Source organism: Acinetobacter sp. C15, assembly GCF_013420645.1.
Lineage (GTDB): Bacteria > Pseudomonadota > Gammaproteobacteria > Pseudomonadales > Moraxellaceae > Acinetobacter > Acinetobacter indicus.
In genome coordinates, this window is record NZ_VOXR01000004.1 from 57,599 (window position 1) to 78,534 (window position 20,936).

At 47.4% G+C, this 20,936-nt stretch carries 22 protein-coding genes and 2 pseudogenes; 11 read left to right on the forward strand and 13 right to left on the reverse strand.

Annotated elements, in window-relative coordinates:
- The first annotated feature begins 2 nt into the window (after positions 1 to 2).
- The 3 genes from urtC to urtE are packed head-to-tail and all read left to right on the forward strand — an operon-like array spanning position 3 to position 2,600.
- Positions 3 to 1,076 (forward strand): urea ABC transporter permease subunit UrtC, encoded by a 1,074-nt coding sequence (gene urtC, locus FTT63_RS02685; protein ID WP_075168207.1) that lies wholly within the window; start codon positions 3 to 5, stop codon positions 1,074 to 1,076.
- Complete coding sequence (urtD, locus tag FTT63_RS02690) at positions 1,073 to 1,891, forward strand: urea ABC transporter ATP-binding protein UrtD (RefSeq protein ID WP_005180868.1); 819 nt, start codon at positions 1,073 to 1,075, stop codon at positions 1,889 to 1,891. Before urtC ends, urtD begins: the two co-directional genes overlap by 4 nt.
- Before the next feature lie 10 nt (positions 1,892 to 1,901).
- On the forward strand, positions 1,902 to 2,600 hold the full coding sequence (gene urtE, locus FTT63_RS02695) for an urea ABC transporter ATP-binding subunit UrtE (RefSeq protein ID WP_104471946.1): 699 nt from the start codon (positions 1,902 to 1,904) through the stop codon (positions 2,598 to 2,600).
- Between the two features lie 217 nt (positions 2,601 to 2,817).
- Here the strand turns inward: urtE and FTT63_RS02700 are convergent, their stop codons facing one another.
- The 3 genes from FTT63_RS02700 to FTT63_RS02710 all read right to left on the reverse strand — a co-directional run bounded on the left by FTT63_RS02700 (position 2,818) and on the right by FTT63_RS02710 (position 5,949).
- The gene (locus tag FTT63_RS02700; protein WP_163140839.1) at positions 2,818 to 3,525 is read right to left on the reverse strand and encodes a phospholipase D family protein; all 708 of its coding nucleotides are present in this window, start codon (positions 3,523 to 3,525) and stop codon (positions 2,818 to 2,820) included.
- Positions 3,526 to 3,639: 114 nt separating this feature from the next.
- The gene (locus tag FTT63_RS02705; protein WP_163140842.1) at positions 3,640 to 5,055 is read right to left on the reverse strand and encodes a DASS family sodium-coupled anion symporter; all 1,416 of its coding nucleotides are present in this window, start codon (positions 5,053 to 5,055) and stop codon (positions 3,640 to 3,642) included.
- Between the two features lie 108 nt (positions 5,056 to 5,163).
- Entirely contained in the window at positions 5,164 to 5,949 is a 786-nt protein-coding gene (locus FTT63_RS02710; protein ID WP_163140845.1) for a sulfite exporter TauE/SafE family protein, read from the reverse strand.
- Between the two features lie 196 nt (positions 5,950 to 6,145).
- Between FTT63_RS02710 and FTT63_RS02715 the strand changes: the two are divergent.
- A pseudogene (locus FTT63_RS02715) lies at positions 6,146 to 7,208 on the forward strand (RNA-guided endonuclease InsQ/TnpB family protein).
- 22 nt (positions 7,209 to 7,230) lie between these two features.
- Here FTT63_RS02715 and FTT63_RS02720 read toward each other — a convergent pair.
- Together FTT63_RS02720 and alc are read right to left on the reverse strand one after the other, a co-directional pair.
- Positions 7,231 to 7,740, reverse strand: coding sequence for an ureidoglycolate lyase (locus FTT63_RS02720; protein ID WP_127801089.1), 510 nt, complete (start codon positions 7,738 to 7,740; stop codon positions 7,231 to 7,233).
- Positions 7,741 to 7,844: 104 nt separating this feature from the next.
- On the reverse strand, positions 7,845 to 8,852 hold the full coding sequence (gene alc, locus FTT63_RS02725; RefSeq protein ID WP_163140848.1) for an allantoicase: 1,008 nt from the start codon (positions 8,850 to 8,852) through the stop codon (positions 7,845 to 7,847).
- Between the two features lie 220 nt (positions 8,853 to 9,072).
- Here alc and hpxO point away from each other — a divergent pair, with 220 nt between their 5' ends.
- A complete protein-coding gene (gene hpxO / locus FTT63_RS02730) occupies positions 9,073 to 10,230 on the forward strand; it encodes an FAD-dependent urate hydroxylase HpxO (RefSeq protein WP_163140851.1) in 1,158 nt (385 codons plus the stop codon).
- 34 nt (positions 10,231 to 10,264) lie between these two features.
- On the opposite strand, the gene FTT63_RS02735 is transcribed toward hpxO, so the two are convergent.
- The 5 genes from FTT63_RS02735 to puuE all read right to left on the reverse strand — a co-directional run bounded on the left by FTT63_RS02735 (position 10,265) and on the right by puuE (position 13,662).
- On the reverse strand, positions 10,265 to 10,804 hold the full coding sequence (locus FTT63_RS02735; protein ID WP_163140854.1) for a GNAT family N-acetyltransferase: 540 nt from the start codon (positions 10,802 to 10,804) through the stop codon (positions 10,265 to 10,267).
- Positions 10,805 to 10,902: 98 nt separating this feature from the next.
- Positions 10,903 to 11,637, reverse strand: a complete 735-nt coding sequence (locus FTT63_RS02740) for an outer membrane protein OmpK (RefSeq protein WP_127801085.1) — start codon at positions 11,635 to 11,637, stop codon at positions 10,903 to 10,905.
- A 101-nt stretch (positions 11,638 to 11,738) separates the two neighbouring features.
- Entirely contained in the window at positions 11,739 to 12,065 is a 327-nt protein-coding gene (uraH, locus tag FTT63_RS02745) for a hydroxyisourate hydrolase (protein WP_163140857.1), read from the reverse strand.
- Positions 12,062 to 12,565, reverse strand: coding sequence for a 2-oxo-4-hydroxy-4-carboxy-5-ureidoimidazoline decarboxylase (uraD, locus tag FTT63_RS02750; protein WP_163140860.1), 504 nt, complete (start codon positions 12,563 to 12,565; stop codon positions 12,062 to 12,064). The genes uraH and uraD overlap by 4 nt, the downstream gene beginning before the upstream one ends.
- A 122-nt stretch (positions 12,566 to 12,687) precedes the next feature.
- Complete coding sequence (gene puuE / locus FTT63_RS02755) at positions 12,688 to 13,662, reverse strand: allantoinase PuuE (RefSeq protein ID WP_163140863.1); 975 nt, start codon at positions 13,660 to 13,662, stop codon at positions 12,688 to 12,690.
- A gap of 247 nt (positions 13,663 to 13,909) precedes the next feature.
- Here puuE and FTT63_RS02760 point away from each other — a divergent pair, with 247 nt between their 5' ends.
- The 4 genes from FTT63_RS02760 to FTT63_RS02775 all read left to right on the forward strand — a co-directional run bounded on the left by FTT63_RS02760 (position 13,910) and on the right by FTT63_RS02775 (position 16,755).
- Positions 13,910 to 14,272: an HPF/RaiA family ribosome-associated protein gene (locus tag FTT63_RS02760; protein WP_005180845.1), complete on the forward strand. Its 363-nt coding sequence runs from the start codon at positions 13,910 to 13,912 to the stop codon at positions 14,270 to 14,272.
- A 149-nt stretch (positions 14,273 to 14,421) separates the two neighbouring features.
- Positions 14,422 to 14,964 carry a hypothetical protein gene (locus FTT63_RS02765; RefSeq protein ID WP_045796529.1) on the forward strand — a complete coding sequence of 181 codons (543 nt, stop codon included), beginning with the start codon at positions 14,422 to 14,424 and terminating at the stop codon, positions 14,962 to 14,964.
- A 16-nt stretch (positions 14,965 to 14,980) separates the two neighbouring features.
- Complete coding sequence (locus FTT63_RS02770) at positions 14,981 to 15,751, forward strand: transporter (RefSeq protein WP_168381603.1); 771 nt, start codon at positions 14,981 to 14,983, stop codon at positions 15,749 to 15,751.
- 317 nt (positions 15,752 to 16,068) lie between these two features.
- Positions 16,069 to 16,755, forward strand: a complete 687-nt coding sequence (locus FTT63_RS02775) for a glutathione S-transferase family protein (RefSeq protein ID WP_168381602.1) — start codon at positions 16,069 to 16,071, stop codon at positions 16,753 to 16,755.
- Positions 16,756 to 16,758: 3 nt separating this feature from the next.
- On the opposite strand, the pseudogene FTT63_RS15875 reads toward FTT63_RS02775, so the two are convergent.
- Positions 16,759 to 17,950 (reverse strand): annotated as a pseudogene (locus FTT63_RS15875) (GGDEF domain-containing protein).
- Positions 17,951 to 18,184: 234 nt separating this feature from the next.
- Here FTT63_RS15875 and FTT63_RS02785 point away from each other — a divergent pair.
- Positions 18,185 to 18,748 (forward strand): FMN-dependent NADH-azoreductase, encoded by a 564-nt coding sequence (locus FTT63_RS02785; protein WP_005180838.1) that lies wholly within the window; start codon positions 18,185 to 18,187, stop codon positions 18,746 to 18,748.
- A gap of 62 nt (positions 18,749 to 18,810) precedes the next feature.
- On the opposite strand, the gene FTT63_RS02790 is transcribed toward FTT63_RS02785, so the two are convergent.
- Positions 18,811 to 19,722 (reverse strand): alpha/beta hydrolase, encoded by a 912-nt coding sequence (locus FTT63_RS02790; RefSeq protein WP_163145379.1) that lies wholly within the window; start codon positions 19,720 to 19,722, stop codon positions 18,811 to 18,813.
- Positions 19,723 to 19,877: 155 nt separating this feature from the next.
- Between FTT63_RS02790 and FTT63_RS02795 the strand changes: the two genes are divergently transcribed.
- Positions 19,878 to 20,315 (forward strand): DUF2147 domain-containing protein, encoded by a 438-nt coding sequence (locus FTT63_RS02795; protein WP_005180835.1) that lies wholly within the window; start codon positions 19,878 to 19,880, stop codon positions 20,313 to 20,315.
- A 96-nt stretch (positions 20,316 to 20,411) separates the two neighbouring features.
- On the opposite strand, the gene FTT63_RS02800 is transcribed toward FTT63_RS02795, so the two are convergent.
- Positions 20,412 to 20,762 (reverse strand): Spx/MgsR family RNA polymerase-binding regulatory protein, encoded by a 351-nt coding sequence (locus FTT63_RS02800; protein ID WP_016658732.1) that lies wholly within the window; start codon positions 20,760 to 20,762, stop codon positions 20,412 to 20,414.
- Between the last annotated feature and the right edge of the window lie 174 nt (positions 20,763 to 20,936).

Below are 20,936 nucleotides of genomic sequence, written 5' to 3' on the forward strand. Positions count from 1 at the left end.
GCATGAAGATCACACATTTACTTTCCGATAAACCCTATAGTGGAGCAGCCATTGCTGCCTGTTTTGCAGTTTTACTGCTGTTGCCGTGGCTGCATCTGTTGCCGAGTGATTCGGCACTGCATCTGTCGGCTTATTGGGTCACCCTGATTGGCAAAATCATGTGTCTGGCACTGGTGGCTTTGGCCTTGGATCTGGTCTGGGGCTATGCCGGTATTTTAAGTTTGGGTCATGGCCTGTACTTTGCTCTGGGCGGTTATGCGTTTGGCATGTACCTGATGCGCCAATCCGCGGGTGATGGGCTGCCAGACTTTATGCGTTTCTTAAGCTGGACCGAGTTGCCGTGGTTCTGGGTTGGTACGGAACATTTCCTGTGGGCGCTTGCACTTGTTGTTTTAGTGCCGGGCATCATTGCCTTTGTGTTTGGCTTCTTTGCTTTTCGCTCCAAAATCAAGGGCGTGTATTTCTCGATTATCACCCAGGCCATGACCTTTGCTGCCGCACTGCTGTTTTTCCGTAATGAAACCGGTTTCGGCGGCAACAATGGTTTTACCGGCTTTAAAACTATTTTGGGCATGGATATTACCTCGGCACCGATGCGGGCCAGCTTGTGCTTCATCACCGCGCTGGTGCTGCTGTTGTGCTTTATCGGGTTGCGTCATCTGATGAATCAGCCTTATGGCCGTGTGCTGGGTGCGATTCGTGACAGTGAAAACCGTCTGCAATATCTGGGTTATCGCACGTTGTGGTACAAGCTGTCGGCCTGGGTGCTGTCTGCGGTGATCGCGGGTATTGCCGGGGCGCTGTATGTGCCACAGGCCGGCATCATCAACCCGAGTGAAATGAACCCGGTCAACTCAATTGAAATGGCGGTCTGGGTCGCAGCGGGTGGTCGTGGCACCTTAATTGGGCCTTTACTCGGCGCGGGTGTGATTAACGCGGCCAAAACCTATTTCACCGCTGCTTCCCCAGAGGCGTGGTTACTGATTTTAGGGGCGCTATTTATTGTGGTGACCATCTTCCTGCCGAAAGGGATTATTGGTCTATTTGACCGTTTTAAAAAGGAGCGGAGCGAATGAGTGAACTGTTGCAAGCTCATGGTGGCCATGCTGCTGAAGGTTATGGCCGCCCCAAGGAACAGGGCGCAGATTTTAGCCACGGTATTGCACTGTATTTGGAAAAAGTCAGTGTCTGGTTTGATGCCTTTCGTGCCTTAAACGACTTGTCTTTGTATATCGAAGAAGGGGAATTACGTTGCATCATTGGACCCAATGGTGCCGGTAAAACCACGTTAATGGATGTGATTACCGGTAAAACCCGTCCAACGGAAGGCAGTGCCTTTTTTGGTCAGACCTATGATCTAGCCAAGATGAGCACCGAACAGATTGCCGAGGCCGGAATTGGACGCAAGTTCCAGAAACCCACGGTATTTGAAAATTTCACCGTCATGGAAAACCTGCTGCTGGCCGCACCAAAAGATAAACGGGTGAAAAAGAGTTTTTTTAGCAAGCTCGATCCGGATGCCCAACAGGCGCTGGAGGAATCGCTGGCACAAATCCGCTTACAGGAATTGGTGCATAAACCAGCCGGATTGCTGTCGCATGGTCAGAAGCAGTGGCTGGAAATTGGCATGCTCTTGATGCAGCGCCCGAAGCTGATTTTGCTGGATGAACCAGTGGCCGGTATGACCGATGCCGAAACTGAACGCACCGCAGAGCTATGTCTGGAGCTGAAGAAAAATCATACCTTGATTGTGGTCGAGCATGACATGAGCTTTATTGACACCATCAGCGAAAAAGTCACGGTGCTGGCACAGGGTGCCATTCTGGCAGAGGGTACATTGGCCGAAGTCCAGGCCAATGAAGATGTGATTGAAAAATATTTGGGACGTTAAGGAGACCGCGATGCTAGAAGTCAAAAACGTCAATCAGTTTTATGGCGGCAGTCATATCCTGCGCGATGTATCGTTTCAGGCCCCGGTCGGTGCATGTTCGGTGGTGCTGGGGCGTAACGGCGTGGGCAAAACCACGCTGCTGAAATGCTTGATGGGAATTTTGCCGATTAAGTCCGGGCAGATTCTGCTGGATGGCAAAGATATTTCCAAGCTCAGTCCGGAGCAGCGCGTTCGTGAAGGATTGGCTTACGTGCCGCAAGGCCGCGATATTTTTTCAACACTCACGGTCGAGGAAAATATCCTGATTGGGATGGCTAAATTTAAAGGAGCGAAAACCCGGAAAGTGCCGGAACATCTGTATGAGATTTTTCCTGTTCTGGATGAAATGAAGCAGCGCCGCGGCGGAGATTTATCCGGTGGTCAGCAGCAGCAACTGGCAATTGCCCGTGCACTGGCTTCTGAACCGAAGGTATTAATTCTGGATGAGCCGACAGAGGGCATTCAGCCGTCGATTATTAAAGATATTGGCCGGGTGATTCGTAAACTGGCCGATGGTGGCGAAATGGCAATTGTGCTGGTCGAGCAGTTCTATGATTTTGCCGAAGAGCTGGCCGATGGCTATACCGTGATGGCGCGTGGCCAGGTGATTGCACAAGGTGCTGGCCGGGAAATGCCGGAGAAAGGGATTCGGGAGTTAGTGGCGATTTAATTTCCCTCTCTCAAAGGGAGGTTGGAGGGATTTAACAAGTCAAAGCCTCCCTGAGCAAGAGATCAACACGGCTTGATCTTGCAGTGCAAGAAGGGAGGTTTGGCGAGATTGTTAATATTCAGCGAGATAAAGTACTGTTTTATATCGAAGCGTAGGCAGGGAGGTGTGGAGGCTTCAATTTCACCTCTCCCTGTCTCCTAAAAGAAGAGGAAAATTTTCATTCAATTTCCATATTTTCATTCCATAAAAAATACCCGCCATACTGACTGGATCTGAACTCACCACCGCTACTTTTGCCCTGTTCAGTTAAAAAGTGTTTGCCATTTTCGTTTAAGGTCAGGAAGCCTTTTGCAGTTAACATCTCCAGTACATCTGCGGTTTTTAGCTTATGTTTTGCAGCCAGTTTGGAGGTGGTGAGTTTGGTTAGTGTTGAGCTTTCTTCGCCACGCACTACTTCGGCCACCACAGCATCCGCTTTCACTTCATCGAGGCTAATCCGGACTTCATCACTAATCCGAATAATGCGCTGCGCTTCTTCATAGGCATCTTTAAATACTTCATCATCTTCGTATTTGCGAACCAGAATCCCCATTTCATTGTTATTAATCTGGCTGAATTCATATAAATTCAGGCTAGAAATAATACATTCTGATTCATTCAGATAGCATTTTGCATGCAGGTTCTTGCAGAAGCTTAAACGGACATAATCCAGTTTTTGCAGCCACTTAATTTCCTCTGGATGCAGGTCGCTTTTGCCATACACAATACGGATGTCAATTTTGAGCCGATCTTTATCTTCGAGTAATTCTTTAATCCGGTCATTGAGGCGTAAATAGGGGCTAATCAGAATTAAACGCTCTTTGGCATTCTTAATCAGTTCTTCTAGAAAAAAGTTGGTTGCACTGGTGTTTAAAAACTTGGCCATAAAAATCCCCGTGTCATTCTTATTGATGGCTTAGATCATAGTCTAAGTATAGGTAAAAATTAAACAAGAAAAAGAGCACTGAAATCAGTGCTCTTTTAGATGGATGCTGAGCGTTTAGCTAAAGAACCAGTATACGAACAGCGCAATAATGAAGGTACACAGGATGTTTAATACTATCCCGACACTCATCATTTCACGCTGTCTGATATGACCGGACCCAAACACAATTGCATTTGGCGGTGTTGCTACAGGCAACATAAAGGCACACGATGCACCAATACCAATAATAATCACCAGAATTTCTTTTGGCATACCCATCTGGTCGGCAATGGCGGCAAAGACCGGTACCAACAGTGCAGCAGAAGCGGTGTTACTGGTAAATTCAGTCAGGAAAATAATGAAAATGGTCACCACAAAAATAATCACCAGCGGTGATGCCGTACCAAATACATCTGCAACGGTTTGACCCAGTACCAGCGATGCACCTGAATCTTTTAACATCGCACTTAAGGTTAAACCACCACCAAACAGCAGTAACACCCCCCAGTCGGTGTTTTCAGAAACCTGTTTCCAGGTAGCTGTACCTAAAATCACCACCAGACAGGCGGCGACCAGTGCAGTCCAGGTATCCGGAGATGAAATACCAAAGTTCTCGCTGAGTTTTTTGCCAAAAATCCAGGCAATCGCGGTACAGATAAACAGAATCATGGTCGCGATACGGGTCCGGTTCCATGGAATCACTTCAGTTTCAAAATGAATTTTCTGGTTCAGTTTCGGACGCAACACCAGATATAAACTGATTAACATGGCTGGCAGTAAAATCAGCATCATCGGCAAACCGATTTTCATCCAGTCGGCAAAGTCATAGTCCAGTGCTTTGGCAGCAATCGCATTCGGTGGTGAGCCCACCAGCGTTCCCAAGCCGCCAATACTGGCCGAGTAGGCAATCCCGAGCAGAATAAAGACGAAGGTAGAGCGCTCTTTAGTTGAATCTAGGTGCGACAGCAGACCCAAAGCCAGCGGGAGCATCATCGCTGCGGTGGCGGTATTGGAAATCCACATCGACAGTGCGGCTGTAACAGCAAAAATGGCCAGCACCGAAATCCCCAAATGTCCGCCAGACATGGAAATAATCCACATCGCAATTTTACGGTCCAGTTTCTGGATATGCAGGGCAGTGGCCAAGGCAAAACCACCAAAGAACAGGAAAATGACCGGGTCAGCAAAAGTTTGCAGTGCCTGAGTGGTGGTTATCGGCACCAGCTCTTTGCTGGCATTTTCAATCGGCATCCCAAGCGCTACTGCCAGCACCGGTACCAGCAGTGCGGTAATGGTGATATGCACCGCTTCGGTCAGCCATAAAATCCCGATAAACAGTAACAGGCTTAGGCCTTTATTGGCATAATCATCATAGGGCAAAATATGGTAAAAGCCCCAAGAAAGCAGGGCGGCAATGACAATAATAATCCAGCCTTTGACAATGCCTTTCGGCGCGGCCTCGATCGGTGGTTTTAACGTATCTGTATTCATATACGAGCCTTTTATAGATTCATAGGAATTAGAGTAATCGGCCTATTATTTAATATTTTTCAAGCAGGGGGCAAAGTATAAATTGATTATTTTGCAGCTAAGTGAAGATTAAACCACAAAAAAATGCGGGTTCTGACTGAGGAGTTGCACGGCTTGCCACAGAGCTGAGCAGCCCAGCACGGCCAGTAAGCTGAGAATCAGCCAGCGGAATTTCTGCTGGGAAATATGGGCACGTAACTGGCCGCCCGCCCAGACACCGAGCAGCGACACCACGGTTAATAAGCCCAGTAAGGACCATTGTTCAGATTTAAATTGCAGCATCACCGGGTAAAGCAGCAGCAGCTGAATCAGTTTACTGACCGCAAAATTCAAGTTGCTGATCAGCACAATTTCGGTTTTGCTGTGTTCGGTACTCAGCAGGTACATCATCAGAAAGGGTGCCATGGCATTGGTGGCTCCACCGATCACACCGGCCAGCAGACCAAACAGCAGCATGTTTTTCAGACTGGCCTGAATGCGCAGGGGCTGGCTGCGAAACTGATCCAGCACATACCATAAAATAAACAGCCCCATCAGCAGTTTGAGATAGCCATCATTTAGATGTAGCAGTAACTGCACACCGAATACACTTCCGATCAGACTGCTGATAATCAGGCCCCAATATTGACCGGAATAATAGCGCAGCGCCTGAAGAAAGCTGCGTTCGGGGTCGCTATTGAGTAAAAACAGATTCAGGATCAGGCAGGGTAATAGTACAAAGGCTACCGTGGTCGACAGCGGGTACAAGGTGGAGATGGCCGCGGTACTGACCATAGGAAAGCCGAAGCCGCTGATCCCGTGTAACAGGGCAGCAATGATACAAAAGATCAGAACCATCAGGTCGGCTTTAGACATGCGTATTTCAACGGACTGGCAGAGTACTGACTAAAACATGCACATACTGGGCTTGTAAAGGGCAAGCCGGCTTATTTTTTATCAAATGGAGCGTAAACCTCTGTCTTTCAGTCAGAGATATAAGCGACACGACATGAAATGTCGTTTAATTGCTAAAAAACAATATATTAAGCCTAATATGAGCTAATATAAGCCCATGAAAACACTTAAATTACGCATAAAAAACAGTCACACAAAGGTGCTAGACCAATTGGCATCTGAAGTTAATTTTGTCTGGAACTATGTCAATAATTTGTGTTTCAAACACCTACAGCGCAAACAACAATTCTTTTCAGCATACGATATTGCTAAATACACGAAAGGCGTATCAAAGGAATGTAGTCTTCATAGCCAAACCATTCAGGCTGTAACAGAAGAATTGGTCACTCGCAGAAAACAGTTCAAAAAATTAAAATTGAGATGGCGTGTCAGTAATAAGAAATCAGCAAGAAGATCACTAGGTTGGATACCCTTTAAAAAGGTAGCTATTAAATATGCCGATGGATACGTTCAGTATGGCAAGCATCAATTCAAGCTATGGGATAGTTACGGACTATCGAAATACAGCATTAAAACAGGCTCATTTGTAGAGGATAGTCGTGGACGTTGGTATGTCTGCTTAGTGGTTGATTCACCCAAACAAAACAAACCTACCGCCACAAAAGCCGTGGGCATTGATCTAGGCTTAAAAGATATTGCTACTTGTTCAGATGGTACGATCATTTCCAATCCCAAGTTCTACCATCAATATGAACAGAAATTAGGGATTGCTCAGAGAGCGAGAAATAAAAAGCGTGTCCGTGCATTACACGCCAAGATTGCAAACTGTCGTAAAGACCATTTGCACAAGGCTAGCACCCAGCTGGTGAAAGACAATGCACTGATTGCCGTTGGTGATCTAAGAGCGAACAAACTTGTAAAAACTAAAATGGCGAAATCTGTTTTAGATACAGGATTTTCAGCACTCAAAACCATGCTTAAGTATAAATGCGAGAACGCAGGGGTCATGTTTGAGGAAGTCAACGAGAGATTCACAACCCAAACCTGTTCGAGCTGCGGTGCAATCACCGCAAGCAGTCCGAAAGATAGATTTGCGAATAAGAGTATGGGAATGTGAATGCGGAAGTGTAAATCAACGCGATTTAAACTCCGCCAAGAACATACTTGCGCTTGGGCATAAGCGTCTAGCAGTAGGAATCACCCTCCTTTCAGGTGGGTGAGGATGTCAAACCAAATGGAGAATTAAATCTGGGTAGAAACAATCTGGATGGGTGAGTTGAATTCATACACATCGCAGTTGGGACCAGAGCCAATCCGGTCAATCACAGCAAAATCGCTAGGTGCCTCCAGCGTTAGCAGGGGATGATGCCAGGTTCCGGCACGGTAATTTACGCCTTGTGAACCATCGCTAATAAACGCTTGAAGCTGACTGATGTCTGGCTCATCTGCATTTAAACCCGGTGCCACCACCACCAAAAACGCTTGCCCCTGCATCGGAATAAAAGCCTGCGAGCCTTGAGGATGGCGCTCCAGCATTGCTACCTGAAACGGTATTTGGGTACTCTGGATATTGCGGAAAATACTAATGCCTGCTTGTGCTTCACCAAGAATTTCCGTCATGGCCAGCGCATGATAACGCTCGGTTTGGGCATGGTTAATATGAAAATAGTCATGTCCCTGACAGCTGATCACTTCACCAAAAGGGGCAAAATTGTCCAGGGTCAATGCTTGAATCTGAATGGTATTTTTCATGTTGTTTGAGGGTTCCAGGGCGGGTATTTTTATGGTCATCATCAACTGGTAGAGATGGAGATCGCTGTCAGCCTGTGGAGTGGGCCAACAGCGACGCTGGTGTGTTAGTCCACCAGTGTGCCCCAGAGGCGAATCCGGCTAATACCGCCGTCGGGAATCATATTGACCCGGATATGTGAGATTTTGTCGTGCTTTAAAATCTGCTCGATAAAGGAATGGATCTGGTCCATCTGCATGGGCTGCGCCTCCAGTAAAAATGGCCAGAACATGCTTTGGGGAATCAGTTGCGGATCGGTGGCATCTTCAATATAGACGGCCTGAATCGACACTTCTGCCGGATAGTTGCCCTTGAAATGGGCGGTGTCGATATCAATTTTTTCAATCTGGCCGGCCTGTCCCAAAGCCAGAATACACCAGTCAAAGCCGGGCGCGCGGCGGCGTTTGGTTTCCCAGCCATCGCCCATATTGATGCCACGACCCGGATTAATCAGATTCCGTGGATGGCCAAAGTGGGCATCGCTATAGGCAATTACCCGACCGCCGTTTTCAAGCGCCAGTAAATCCAGCGTACCCTGATGATCTGTAGCCTGAATTTTCACCTCACCATATACGCGAAAACGTGCCACACCGCCATCGGGGAAAATATTCAGACGCACATGGGTATAGACCGCATCAGAGCTGACTTCAAACAGATGATGCTGGCTGGGTCCCAAAATACTGTTGGCTAAAAGTGGCTGCCATTCGGCCTGCTCCAGATTGCCTTGCGGTGCATAGCAGGCTTCAACACTGGCTGAAGCGGGATAGTTACCGCTAAAAAAGGTGGTATCAATATCCAGCGCCTGAATTGTTCCGGCCACACCTAACTGGACAATGGCCCAGTCATAACCGGCATGGCGTTTGCGGCGGGTTTCCCAGCCGTCCATCCATTTGCCATGATTATCAAATTTATCTTCCACAAATACTGGTGCTGCAAATTGCAGCATACGCTGCGCATCGGCAAAAAAATCATCTGAACATTCAAGAACTTTTGCACCAATACGAGTATCTGCCAGGTTGGTCAGTGTTTGAAGCTGGGGCGGTAGGTCAAATGTTGGTGCAATTAAAGTGGCCATAATTCTCTTCCATTTATTATTCATTCACAGCAGGCACGGCCGTGTATCGAAATCAGGCAGTGGCGCCAGATTGCCAGATTTGGCTTGTACAGCAGGCCTATTAGTGCGGATAGAAGCACAGCCTGTGCCAACTTCTGGCCATACGACCCAGACTAAGCATGAAATGGCACGTTTTTCGCTTCAGCTGTTCAGTTTTGACAGGCAAGCCTTGGGAGGAAAAATGAGAATTACAATTATTGGTGCAGGTATTGGCGGATTAACCACAGGGATTGCACTAAAAAAGTTTGGCCATGAAGTGCGTATTTATGAACAGGCTGAGCAGATTCTTCCGGTGGGCGCGGCCATTTCCCTGTGGTCCAATGGGGTGAAGTGCCTGAATTACCTCGGACTGACCGAGCAGGTGGCCGAGCTAGGCGGGCAGATGGATCATCTGGCCTATGTCGATGGCCTGAGCGGTGATGTGATGACCCAGTTCAGCCTGACGCCGTTAATTGAAGAAGTCGGGCAGCGTCCGTATCCGGTGTCGCGCGCGGAACTGCAAAATATGCTGATGGATGCATTTGGTCGTGAGCACATCTATTTAGGCAAGAAAATGGTGGCACTCCAGGAAGATGGTTCACAGGTGACGGTCAGCTTTGCTGATGGCACACAGCTACAAACCGAACTGCTGGTCGGGGCCGATGGTACCCACTCTTTAACCCGCGCCTATGTACTGGATGAAACCGTCGCGCGCCGTTATGCCGGTTATGTCAACTGGAATGGTCTGGTGGAGGTGTCCGAACAGCTGGCCCCGGCCGACCAGTGGACTACCTTTGTCGGAGAAGGCAAGCGCGCTTCCCTGATGCCGGTGGCCGATCAGCGTTTTTATTTTTTCTTTGATGTGCCGCTAGCGGCCGGACTGGAGAATGACCGCAGCCAGTATAAAACACTGTTAAAACAGTATTTTCAGGGCTGGTGTCCGCAGGTGCAGCAGCTGATAGACTCGATTGATGAACAGCGCACCAATCGCGTGGAAATTCATGATATTGAGCCTTTCGCCAATTTTTATAAAGGCCGGGTGGTGCTAGTGGGAGATGCCGCACATAGCACCACGCCAGATATTGGGCAGGGTGGTTGTCAGGCCATGGAAGATGCTATTTATCTGGCGCGTGCCTTACAAATTAATACCCTGGGTATGCAGGATGCCTTAAGCCGCTACCAGAATAAACGTAATGAGCGCGCCAATGAGCTGGTGCTGCGCGCGCGTAAACGCTGTGATGTTACGCATATGAAAGACCAGCAGGTGACGGAAGCCTGGTATGCCGAACTGCGCCAAGAGCAGGGGCCACATATCATGAAAGGCATTATCAGCAATATAGTCGGTAATCCGCTGGATTAAATTTTCTGTGCTAGGTGTCTTTAATCAACACAGGTCAATCGGCTGGTGTTGATGCTGTCTGCTCTGGTGCTGGATCCAGAATGAGTTGCATTAGAACCAGATCACGCCATTGTCCAAATTTTCTTCCAACTTGGGGCATATAGCCGCAATACTGAAAACCTAATTGCTGATGCAAGGCAATTGAACCGCTATTGTCATGGTCAATGGCGGCCACCATCACATGAACCTGATGCGCTTGCGCATGCTGGATTAAGGCCTGCATCAACTGTTTGCCTAAACCCTGCCGGCTGAATTGACGGTCAATAAATACTGAATGTTCAACCGTATGTTTAAAACCGCTGATACTGCGGAAGGTGGAATAATCGGCATAGCCGGCAATTTGTCCGGTGTCCAGATGTTCGGCCACCAGCAGCGGAAAATTCTGTTTTTGTAAGTGCTGGAACCAGTGCTGGAAATGTGCCAGATCAAAGGGCTGTTCATTCCAGGTGTTTACATGCTGCAGTACTTCCGGGTTATAAATCGCCTGAATGGCAGCAAGATCGTGTTCGGTGGCAGGACGAAGATGAAAGCGCATAAGCAGCATATCAGGGTAGGAATGAGTGCATTATCATGCCGCTGCGGACATAAAAAAAGCAAGACCGGAGTCCTGCTTTTTTATGTCATGTAAATGACTTAGAAGTGGTATTTTACCAGTGCGCTGACATCATTTTGGTCTGCGCCTTTCACGCCATATTTGTTGTTCCATACTGAGTGTTCAATACCCACGTATAAACGTGTTTCTGGAGAAATGTGTTTACCCACATTCCATTTGTACTGAGAAGTCCAGTTTAATTCGCTGGCATGAGTATCTTCAGCTGTTGACCAGTCCAGGAAAGCATCAACCAGGAAGTCTTCATTGCCCAGTTTAAATGGTACAGCATAGGTGATGGTCATTTGATAATCATCATCTGTCATATCGTTATCAGCACGATAGAAGTTGATGTTCGCATATTGGGTATATGGAATATCTAAAGCAAAGCCAACACCATATAAGAAGTTGTTGAACTCAGTGTTTGTACCGTGCCCTGCGTTGTGCTCCCAAGTTGTTGCGACTAATACGTCTTTCACCGGACCAAATGCCAGATTTTGACCAGTCACTTCGCCTAGGCTTAAACGTGGTGCCAATTCGAAGTAAGTTGTATCATCATTGTTGCCATCCCATTGCTGGTCAACAAAGAAGAATACATCTGCATATTTCAGTTTAGCTGCATATTCAGCAGTTAAGGTGGTACGGTCTTCAGTGCCTAACTCGTAGTTTTCACCATAAAGACCAGTCAAGCTAAAGTCTTGCCATACAATAGGACTCGCCTGAGTGAAGGCAGCAGCGGTTGAGAATGCACAAAGTGCAGCAAGTTGCGTAAGTTTCATAACGGTGTCTTCGTCTTCCCCAAAAAGCGTGTCAAGGATACAGGTTATTAAGCAAAAATAAAGCCAAATTTAACTTTTTATTGGCAATTTTCCGACCAAATTTAGCTGCCGCGATAGGTCGAATAGGCAAAAGGACTGATCAATAACGGAATATGATAATGCTGTGTCGCCTCCTTAATCTGGAAATAAATCACCACTTTAGGGAAGAAGCTGTCCAGGCCTTTTCGTTCAAAATAGGCCGCAGTATAAAACTCCAGACTGTATGAGCCTTCCGGACAGTCGGCCAAAGCAAAATCGGCGGCCGTGACCCGACCATCGGCATTGGTTTCGGCTTCGGCCAGTAGCTGTTGCTGCTGGTTAAACAGCCGGATTTTCACGCCGGTAGCCGGTTGACCCAAATGGGTATCTAAAATATGGGTGCTGATCATGGCTGAAGTTCCTGGCTTAAACGCAGTAAGGCAATGTCTGAGAGTTGCTGCTGCACAATGCGCTGTTCAGTGTCGGCATCATTCAGCAGGCGATACTGCAGGGCTTGCAGAATATCTTCACTGCTCAAGCCAAAGGCTTTAATCAGGAAAATAAATCCGAATTTTTTTTCATAGGCCAGATTACCCTGTAAAAGTGCCTGCTGGGTGTCGCTATTGAGCTGGACCGCGGCCTGTTCCCGGGCAGAAAATGCCTGCTCCTGTGCGGTGAGTTGCTGCTGCGCCTGTTTCTCACCAATTCGAGGATGGTTTGCGAGTGCGGCCTGAATCTCAGGCCAGTCCCAATGGCTGGCCTGCTGCCGGGCAAATTCTAAAAGTTGCTCGATACTCTCAAAAGGCCGTTGTTGGGTTATAGCAGTTGCCCATGTCGGAATATGTACACATTGCTGCAAGAATTGGTGAATCTCAGCTTCAGGGGCCTGATTAAATTGATCCAGTTGCACAGTAAGGGTCTCATCATTACATTTAATTTTGTTGCTAAAAGTGCAATATCAGTGCCAAATTTCGGTGAAAATCCAATTTTTCACTGAGATGGTTAAAGCTGCACAAGTCCAGTGCGAGTTTTTTATTTGACGGGTTCTGGTGCATGATGGCGATACCAATGCGTAGCAATATCACCGCGGCGGCAAATCCAGACCTGTGGATGCGACTGAATATAGTCCAAAAAGCGTTGCAGGGCTTTAAAGCGTCCCGGGCGCCCCAAAAGACGGCAGTGCATACCAATCGAGAGCATTTTGGGTGCAGTTTCCCCTTCGGCATAGAGCACATCAAAAGCATCTTTCAGGTATTGATAAAACTGCTCGCCGCTATTAAAGCCGCCTGCAGCGGCAAACTTCATATCATTGCTGTCGAGGGTATAGGGAATAATTAAATGTGGTCGTGACTGGCCTTGGGCATTGGTCAGCGTCTGCCAGAACGGTAAATCATCGCCATAATAATCACAGTCATACTGAATTTGCGGGAATTCGGCCAGTAACTGGCGGGTATTGGGGCTGTCGCGGCCGGTATACCAGCCAATGGGTGCATGACCAAACAGGGTTTCTAAGACACTGATCGCCTGATCCATATGCTGGCGTTCAGTGGCCATATCCATACTCTGATAATGCAGCCAGCGTTGCCCATGCGATACCACATCATAGTCGGCCTGCTGAATGGCCTCGACCACATACGGATTTCGTGCCAGCGCCATACCGACCCCAAAAATGGTCATCGGTAACTGACGCCGCTGAAACTCCTGATGAATGCGCCAGAAACCGGCCCGCGAGCCATATTCGTACATCGAATCCATCGACATATGCTTGGCCGGAAAGCTGGCCGCGCCGACAATTTCAGATAAAAACTGCTCAGAACCGGCATCGCCATGTTCAATATGATTTTCGCCACCTTCCTCATAATTCAATACAAATTGCACCGCAATACGTGCCTGATTCGGCCACTGCGGATGTGGCGGCTGGCCATGATAGCCAATTAAATCACGTGAATAAGGGGCAGAGCGGATTGAGTCAATCAGTGCCTGGCCACGCAAGTAAGCAGTTGTCACAACAGGTTATCCTTTTGCTAATTTTTATCAAATATTGCTTGCATATTTTTGAGTTAGGCCCGATATTCAAAGTATAAGGACACGGTTCTGCAGACTCAAAAGTGTTCATCGTTCAATGTGGAGGGTAGCGTCCAAATTAGGTTGAAGATGTTCAATATGCTGGGAAACAGCAAGCGACAAACGTGCCAAGATAAAATAGTTTTGCACAAAAAAGATTCAGAAAACGAAAGAAAGAGAGGATGAGATTATGAATATTGAAATCCGTACAGATAAGAACATCCAAGGTAGCGAACGATTAATTAGTTACGTACGTGCAGAGCTAAGTGATGAATTTAAACGCCATAGTGAGCGTATTACCCATTTTTCCGTACATTTAAGTGATGAAAACGGGGACAAAGGCGGAGATGATGACATCAAATGTATGATTGAAGCACGCCCGGCCGGCTTGAAGCCTGTGGTGGTCAATCATCGTGGTCATAATGTCGATACCGCAATTCATGGCGCCATTGACCGTTTAAAACGTAGTCTGGAGCATGTCTTTGAGAAAAAAGAACATCCGCGTGGTGGACAGCCGGGTCGGGTTGACCTAGATACCGATGTCGACGAATAAGACAGGTATTGGCTGAAAAGCAGAAAAGCCCCAGTATTGGGGCTTTTTTTATAGCAAATTCATGCGACAAGATTACATTTCGCTTAAACAATTTTCACTGAATTGGGCATAATAGAACGAAATTGATTTGATTGAAGAGAGCTCTCTGCATGTTAACGGCACAACAACAACGCTTGGTGCAAGCCATAGAAGAACTAGATCAGGCCCAAGTGCAACAACTTTTGGCCGCGGGGCTTGATCCGAATTTTATTGATCCTGAAAAAGGCCCGGTAATTTCAGTCTGGTCCGATGGCCTGTTTCAGTGGTGGGAAGCCATTTGCGAGGCCTATGAGGCGGGCCAGCCGCACAATGAAGCACAAAAACAGCAGGATTTGGCCGTCCATATGGAAATTCTGGACGCGTTAATTCAGGCCAAGGTCAATTTGCATTTGTGGGATGCGGAAGAAGTCTATGGCCCATTATGGGATGCAGCCAGTGCCGCCTGTGCACCTGCGGTAAAGCGTCTGCTTGAAGAAAAAGTCGATCCAAACCGTAAAGATGAAGATGGCCTGACCATTTTGTCATCCATCAGTGATTTATTCTTTGATTGCGACTTTGATGAAATTAACTGGGCTGAAGCCTTGCCTGAAGAACAGCAAACCTTAGAACTGCTCCGTGCCCATGGCGCGAAAATGACCAAAGAATTGGCTTAAAATTGAGATAAACACTATGTCAGCATTGAAATTATTGGGTGTGATGGTGGCGACTGCAGTCAGCAGTCAGGTCTTTGCCGCCGAGTTTGCATTTGACCGTCCGGGTGTGGGCATGAGCACCGGAATTACGCCGGTCGGCCAGTTGGCCTGGGAGCAAGCGCTGGCCAATGCGCACTATCAGAAAACCAAAGATGACAATGGTCTGACGCAGGAAATCACTCAGCTGCACGCCGATACCTTACTGCGTACCGGTCTGGCGGATAATCTGGAATTACAGCTGGGCTGGCAGGGTCCGGGCTGGAGCCGGGTAAAAAGTGCTGGCCAGTCGGTTGAAGAAGATGGTCTGGGGGATGTCAGCATTGGTCTGAAACATGCCATTGATTTAAATGATGAAAAACTGTCGATGGCGGTGCTGGCCGAAGCGCAGATTGCCACCGGGAATGATGGTTTTAGTGCCGAAGAGGATATTTACAGCCTTAGCTCGGCAGTGGCCTACGCCTATAATGATTTACTGACCACCTCAATTAGCATGCGTTATGAGTGGCAGGACAGCAATTGGGCTTTGCAGGCAGTGCCGGGGATTCAATATCAGCTCAGTGATAAATGGGCCGGCTTCTCTGAGTTTATTTACCGCAAAGCAGAAAGCCAGAAGGTAGAATATGCCTTGGGTTCTGGTCTGATTTATGCCTTAAATGCACGTACCCAGCTGGATGCCAGTGTCGGTGTTGATTTAAATGGCGCTGATAAAAGTTATCATGCCGGTTTAGGTGTGGCCTTCCTGTTCTAAGTGCGCTCTGGTTAGGGCGCTGTAGAAAGCGGGGAGTGCACAGCCTCTCTCGCTGACTGCCGAAGAGCTGCAACTTATTCTGCTGACGGTCTGTTCACAGGCCGTTTTTTATAGCTGGATCAGCAGCAGAATTGCTACAGATCTTGACACAGGCGCTAACGGATCACGCTATCATGATGGTGATGATCAAAACAGATGCGCGTACCTGTTTGCCGATTCAAGCTCGGCTTGTAAGTTCTGGCGCTGTATATCTTTTCTTACCAGGTGGCACTGCCCAGCGATCGTGAATATTAAAAACAACAATAGGAGGATGAGTCATAATGGAACTGTATATTGCCAACAAGAATTACTCCAGCTGGTCCATGCGGCCGTGGCTGGTCCTTACTGCTTTTGAACTGCCGTTTCGTGAAGTGCTGTTACCCTTTCCCAAAGAACGCGGCACGGGCCATTTTAAACAGGACGTACTGGCAATTAACCCGAATGGCAAGGTACCGGTCTTGGTACATGACGGCCTAATGGTCTGGGATTCACTGGCGATTTGTGAATATCTGGCCGAACAGTTTCCGGAGCGCCAGCTGTGGCCAGCCGGTCGGGCACAGCGGGCTCGGGCGCGCGCTCTGGCTGCTGAAATGCATAGCGGTTTTCAGGCACTGCGTAACCATTGCGGCATGAATATTCGCGCTGATCTGGCAGAAATCGGACAAACGTTATGGGCCGAGCAGCCTGATTTACGTGACGATGTAGCCCGTGTCTGTCAGATCTGGTCTGAGCGTCCGGATCCGGGCGGCTTTCTTTGTGGTGATTTCTCGATTGCTGATGCCTTTTATGCACCGGTGGTGTGGCGTTTTAAAAGCTATGCGCTGCCCGTGAATGAAGACAGCCAGTATTATATGCAGACCATGCTGCAACATCCGGCAATGCAGGCCTGGGTACAGGCGGCGAAACAGGAACAAGACTGGGTCAATTATCTGGAGCCTTATCAGTCCGAACCATCTTCTAGCTAAGTCTTAAGAGGCCGCCGGTTCCAGCGGCTGATACAGCACCACCTGATTACGGCCATAGGCTTTGGCCTGATACAGGGCCTGATCGGCCTGACTGAGCAGCTTTTCATAAGGGGTATTGTGGTGCGATAAGGCAATCCCGAAGCTGGCGGTAAAGTGAATCGGCTGGTTATGTTCATCATACAGTTCAATCTGGGTGATGGCCTGCCGGCAGCGCTCGGCCACCTGTTTGGCCTGGTGCGCAGTGGCCTGTTTCAGTACCAGAATAAATTCTTCGCCACCAAAACGGCCCAGCACATCCTGCTCGCGGATATGGCCGGCCAGCACATGACAGACCTGGACCAAGGCTTCATCGCCTTTGTGATGGCCATGCTCATCATTAATCTGTTTAAAATGATCCAGATCGACCAGAATCACTGCATAACTGGGCGCCTGTTTGCGGTTCAGTTGTTCCAGACACTGGTTGATACTGCGCCGGTTAAAGGTGTTGGTGAGCGGATCGACCTGACTTAAATGTGCAATCAGCGCCTCCCGATAGCGCCACTGACTCAGCAGAATTTCAAACAGCACCAGGCAGGTTAGCAGAATTGGCACAATAAAAAAACAGCATCGACAGCACCCAGAAGCCGTTTTTATAAGGAAAGTCGGTTAATAAAAATAAAGGTGCATAGGTTAACTGGCCGAAAAAGCTTAAATAACCGCAGCTGACCAGATACAGTGTGGCCGGAATTAAGGCCGAATAGACAATTCTGCGTTCAAACAGCACCAGACCGACGGTGAGTAGACTGACATAGGTCACCATAGTGGCCGGACTCAGCACCCCGACCAGATAGCCATCGCGGCACAGGCTGACCACAAAGGTGGCCACCGCAATATAGGGCATATAGCGCCGGGTCCAGTCCTGTTTGCGAAAGTAGTGGCAGATGCCAATCATGCCAATAAACACGAACAGTCCGAATAAATTAATGACCAGCTGCTGTTTTAATAAGGCCAGATTGACCCAGCGCCACAGTTCCGGGGTGAGCAATACCACACTTTTCCAGATGGCCCAGATCACGTGCATCAGGCTGCCCAGAAACAGCATCAGAATACATTTGTTTAAGGTGCACCAGTTCATCACCACTTCTTTTTCGAGTAAATAACGGGTGACTTTGTATTTAAATGTGGGCACAGCACTGTGCGCAATGCGACTTTTCATGCGTGAATCACGACCCCCAAAAATGAGCGTCTAAAGTCTCATTTTTATACAATTATTTTAATAAAACCTAACATATCATGACTTTAGAGAATTGGTGATGGCTATTTTTTGTGCTTTTCGGAAAAAATATCGTTGCATGGGTGCAACAGTGTGTGTTGTTTAAATCACTTATTTCTATTTTAAACTGCAGTAAAATGGCGCTATTGAAAAAATCACAGTTTAGGATTCTCTCCCATGAAAATTTTGCATATCGACTCGAGTATTTTAGGCGACGCTTCTGTATCACGTCAGTTGTCTAAAGCTATTGTGAACCAGCTTCAGGCGAAAAATACAGCGGCCCAAGTTGACTATCTGGATCTGGCTGAACAGACCATTCCGCATTTAACTGCTGAAATTTTAATGGGACAAAATGCCGAGCAAAGCGCTTTAGGCGAACAGATTCTGCAACAATATCTAGATGCTGATGTGGTGGTGGTGGGCGCAGCCATGTATAACTTCGGTCTGCCATCGACTTTAAAAGCCTGGATTGACCGGATTAGCGTGGCAGGTCGTACCTTTAAATACACTGAAAATGGCCCGGTCGGTCTGGCAGGTGACAAGAAAGTGTATATCGCCAGCAGTCGCGGTGGTGTCTATGGCGAACAAAGCCCGGTTGATTTCCAGGAAGCGTTCCTGAAAACCGTGTTTAACTTTACCGGTGTCAGTGATATTGAAGTGGTACGTGCTGAAGGGGTTAGCATGAGCGATATTAAAGATCAGGCGATTACTACGGCGTTAGACCAGATTGCCAAAATCTAAGCTTTACGGTGCTGCATTAATCACAAAAAAGGTCAGTTTCTACTGACCTTTTTTATGGCGTTTTAATCTTGGTCTTGCTGATGGGCAAATTCGGCTAAATCGGCCAGCGCCATTTTGGCTTCATCAAACCACGGTGAGAACATAATAAAGTTATGCCACATGCCGGTATACAGTTTAAAACTGACCTTCACCCCGGCCTGCTCGGCCTTGTCACGAAAACGCTGCGCATCATCTAGCAGCAGTTCTTTAGAACCCACCTGCACCAAGGTCGGCGGTAAATCAGTTAAATCATCAAATAGCGGCGAAACACGCGGATCACCACGATTGACTGACGGTGGCACATAGTATTGAATCCCGGTTTCCAGGGTTTCAATCGACAATAAGGCATCGTGTTTGCGGTTATAACGAATCGATTCACTGGTTAGGGTCAAATCCAAAAATGGCGAAAGCAGCATGAGGCCACTGACTTGCGGTAACTGTTCATCACGGATTTTTAAGGCTAAGGCCAGCGCCAGATTGGCGCCGCAGGAATCTCCTGCCAGCAAAATATCTTTGGCCTGTACGCCCTGATCCAGCAGGGTCTGATAGACATCAAAAATTGCTTCTAAGGCTTCCGGGAATGGATTTTCAGGCGCCAGCGGATAATCGATATGAATCACCTGCATCTGGGTGCGGGCGGCCAGTTCAGTCAGAAATGGGCGATGGGTATTTAAAGACCCTAAATAAAAGGCGCCACCGTGAATATAGAAAATCAGCTGGGTGGCTTCATCTTGCGGCTTGATTTCTTCGGCTTTCAGGCCAGCCAGACGTAAAGCGCGGACTTCGACAGTTTTATTGGTCGGAAACAGCCGGCACATCTGTTCGAGGGCGAAACGCAGCGGATTATGCGGTAAATTATATTGGCTTGGCAGGCGGATGGTGGTTTTTAAAAAGCCTTCTGTGAAAATTTGTTTCAATAACGGGTTGATCTTCATTGTTCTTCCATCTTGTTCTTGATTTTGGCCTGTGCTTGCGTATTTACCAACACAATTTACAAGGTTACACTAAATGGTCACATTCAAAAATTGCAAATTTGTAGTGACTTTTTAATACTAAGGCTGTCTAACACTAGACTAGGGAATCAAAAAAAATGAAAAAAATTGCACTGGCATTAGGATTAATGGGTTTAACAGCTTTGGCGAATGCTGCTGATCCGCTAAATGGTACTGTCTGGAAAACAATTGATGACAAAACCAAGCAAGCAAAAGCAACCGTCAAATTTACCGAGCAGAAAAATGGCACGTTAACTGCAACAATTCAGTCCATTTTAACGCCGGGTGAAGAAAATGCCTGTACAAAATGTGAAGGACCTTACAAAAACAAATCCTTGAAAGGTTTAACCATTGTACGTGGTTTAAAGAATTCGGGTGGTACCAACTATGACAGCGGTTCAATTCTGGATCCGCAATCAGGTAAAACCTACAAGTTAAAAGGTCAACTGGCTGATGGCGGGCAGAAATTACAATTGCGTGGCTATATTGGCGTAGCAGCGCTGGGTCGTAACCAGACCTGGGTTCGTGTGAAATAAGCCAGCCAATAGAAACGGATTAAACCAGAAAGCCTGATGCAGATGCATCAGGCTTTTTGATTTTTAACGGATAAGTAAAAGGTAGATAAAAAGAATTTATCCGTTTAAGGCGCGATAGGCGGTTTCATCAAAACCAACAATAAAGCCGTCTGCGGTGGCCAGCACAGGACGTTTGATCAGGCTGTTGTGAGTGCGTAAGGCTTCAATTAAATCTGCTTCGCTGGACAGGGCTTGTGCCTGTTCCGCTTCCGACAGTTTGCGCCAGGTGGTGCCTTTTTTATTCAGAATTTTGTCCTGACCTTCAGCATCCAGCCAGTGTTTTAGCGTTTCTGCATCAATCCCCTGTTTTTTATAATCATGAAATTCATAAGCCAGGCCCAGTTCATTGAGCAGATCAAAGGCTTTTTTCATGGAGTTGCAGTTTTTAATACCATAAATTTTAAGCATAAAGCGGATTCCAGCAAGAAACACAATGCTCAAGAGATTAACCAAAAAATTGGTTTTGCACTATAGCGGGTATAAATATTGAGTTCATGGTTCTGAAATTAAACCGTCATTAAAATGCAACGCTACCGCGCCATAATAGTGGCAGAAAAACAAGACAACACTTGAGAAGAATTA

Coding starts and splice junctions, on each gene's coding strand:
- urtC (WP_075168207.1), top strand. CDS start 3: ATGAAGATCACACATTTACTTTCCGATAAACCCTATAGTGGAGCAGCC.
- urtD (WP_005180868.1), top strand. CDS start 1,073: ATGAGTGAACTGTTGCAAGCTCATGGTGGCCATGCTGCTGAAGGTTAT.
- urtE (WP_104471946.1), top strand. CDS start 1,902: ATGCTAGAAGTCAAAAACGTCAATCAGTTTTATGGCGGCAGTCATATC.
- FTT63_RS02700 (WP_163140839.1), bottom strand. CDS start 3,525: ATGGCCAAGTTTTTAAACACCAGTGCAACCAACTTTTTTCTAGAAGAA.
- FTT63_RS02705 (WP_163140842.1), bottom strand. CDS start 5,055: ATGAATACAGATACGTTAAAACCACCGATCGAGGCCGCGCCGAAAGGC.
- FTT63_RS02710 (WP_163140845.1), bottom strand. CDS start 5,949: ATGTCTAAAGCCGACCTGATGGTTCTGATCTTTTGTATCATTGCTGCC.
- FTT63_RS02720 (WP_127801089.1), bottom strand. CDS start 7,740: ATGAAAAATACCATTCAGATTCAAGCATTGACCCTGGACAATTTTGCC.
- alc (WP_163140848.1), bottom strand. CDS start 8,852: ATGGCCACTTTAATTGCACCAACATTTGACCTACCGCCCCAGCTTCAA.
- hpxO (WP_163140851.1), top strand. CDS start 9,073: ATGAGAATTACAATTATTGGTGCAGGTATTGGCGGATTAACCACAGGG.
- FTT63_RS02735 (WP_163140854.1), bottom strand. CDS start 10,804: ATGCGCTTTCATCTTCGTCCTGCCACCGAACACGATCTTGCTGCCATT.
- FTT63_RS02740 (WP_127801085.1), bottom strand. CDS start 11,637: ATGAAACTTACGCAACTTGCTGCACTTTGTGCATTCTCAACCGCTGCT.
- uraH (WP_163140857.1), bottom strand. CDS start 12,065: ATGATCAGCACCCATATTTTAGATACCCATTTGGGTCAACCGGCTACC.
- FTT63_RS02760 (WP_005180845.1), top strand. CDS start 13,910: ATGAATATTGAAATCCGTACAGATAAGAACATCCAAGGTAGCGAACGA.
- FTT63_RS02765 (WP_045796529.1), top strand. CDS start 14,422: ATGTTAACGGCACAACAACAACGCTTGGTGCAAGCCATAGAAGAACTA.
- FTT63_RS02770 (WP_168381603.1), top strand. CDS start 14,981: ATGTCAGCATTGAAATTATTGGGTGTGATGGTGGCGACTGCAGTCAGC.
- FTT63_RS02785 (WP_005180838.1), top strand. CDS start 18,185: ATGAAAATTTTGCATATCGACTCGAGTATTTTAGGCGACGCTTCTGTA.
- FTT63_RS02790 (WP_163145379.1), bottom strand. CDS start 19,722: ATGAAGATCAACCCGTTATTGAAACAAATTTTCACAGAAGGCTTTTTA.
- FTT63_RS02795 (WP_005180835.1), top strand. CDS start 19,878: ATGAAAAAAATTGCACTGGCATTAGGATTAATGGGTTTAACAGCTTTG.
- FTT63_RS02800 (WP_016658732.1), bottom strand. CDS start 20,762: ATGCTTAAAATTTATGGTATTAAAAACTGCAACTCCATGAAAAAAGCC.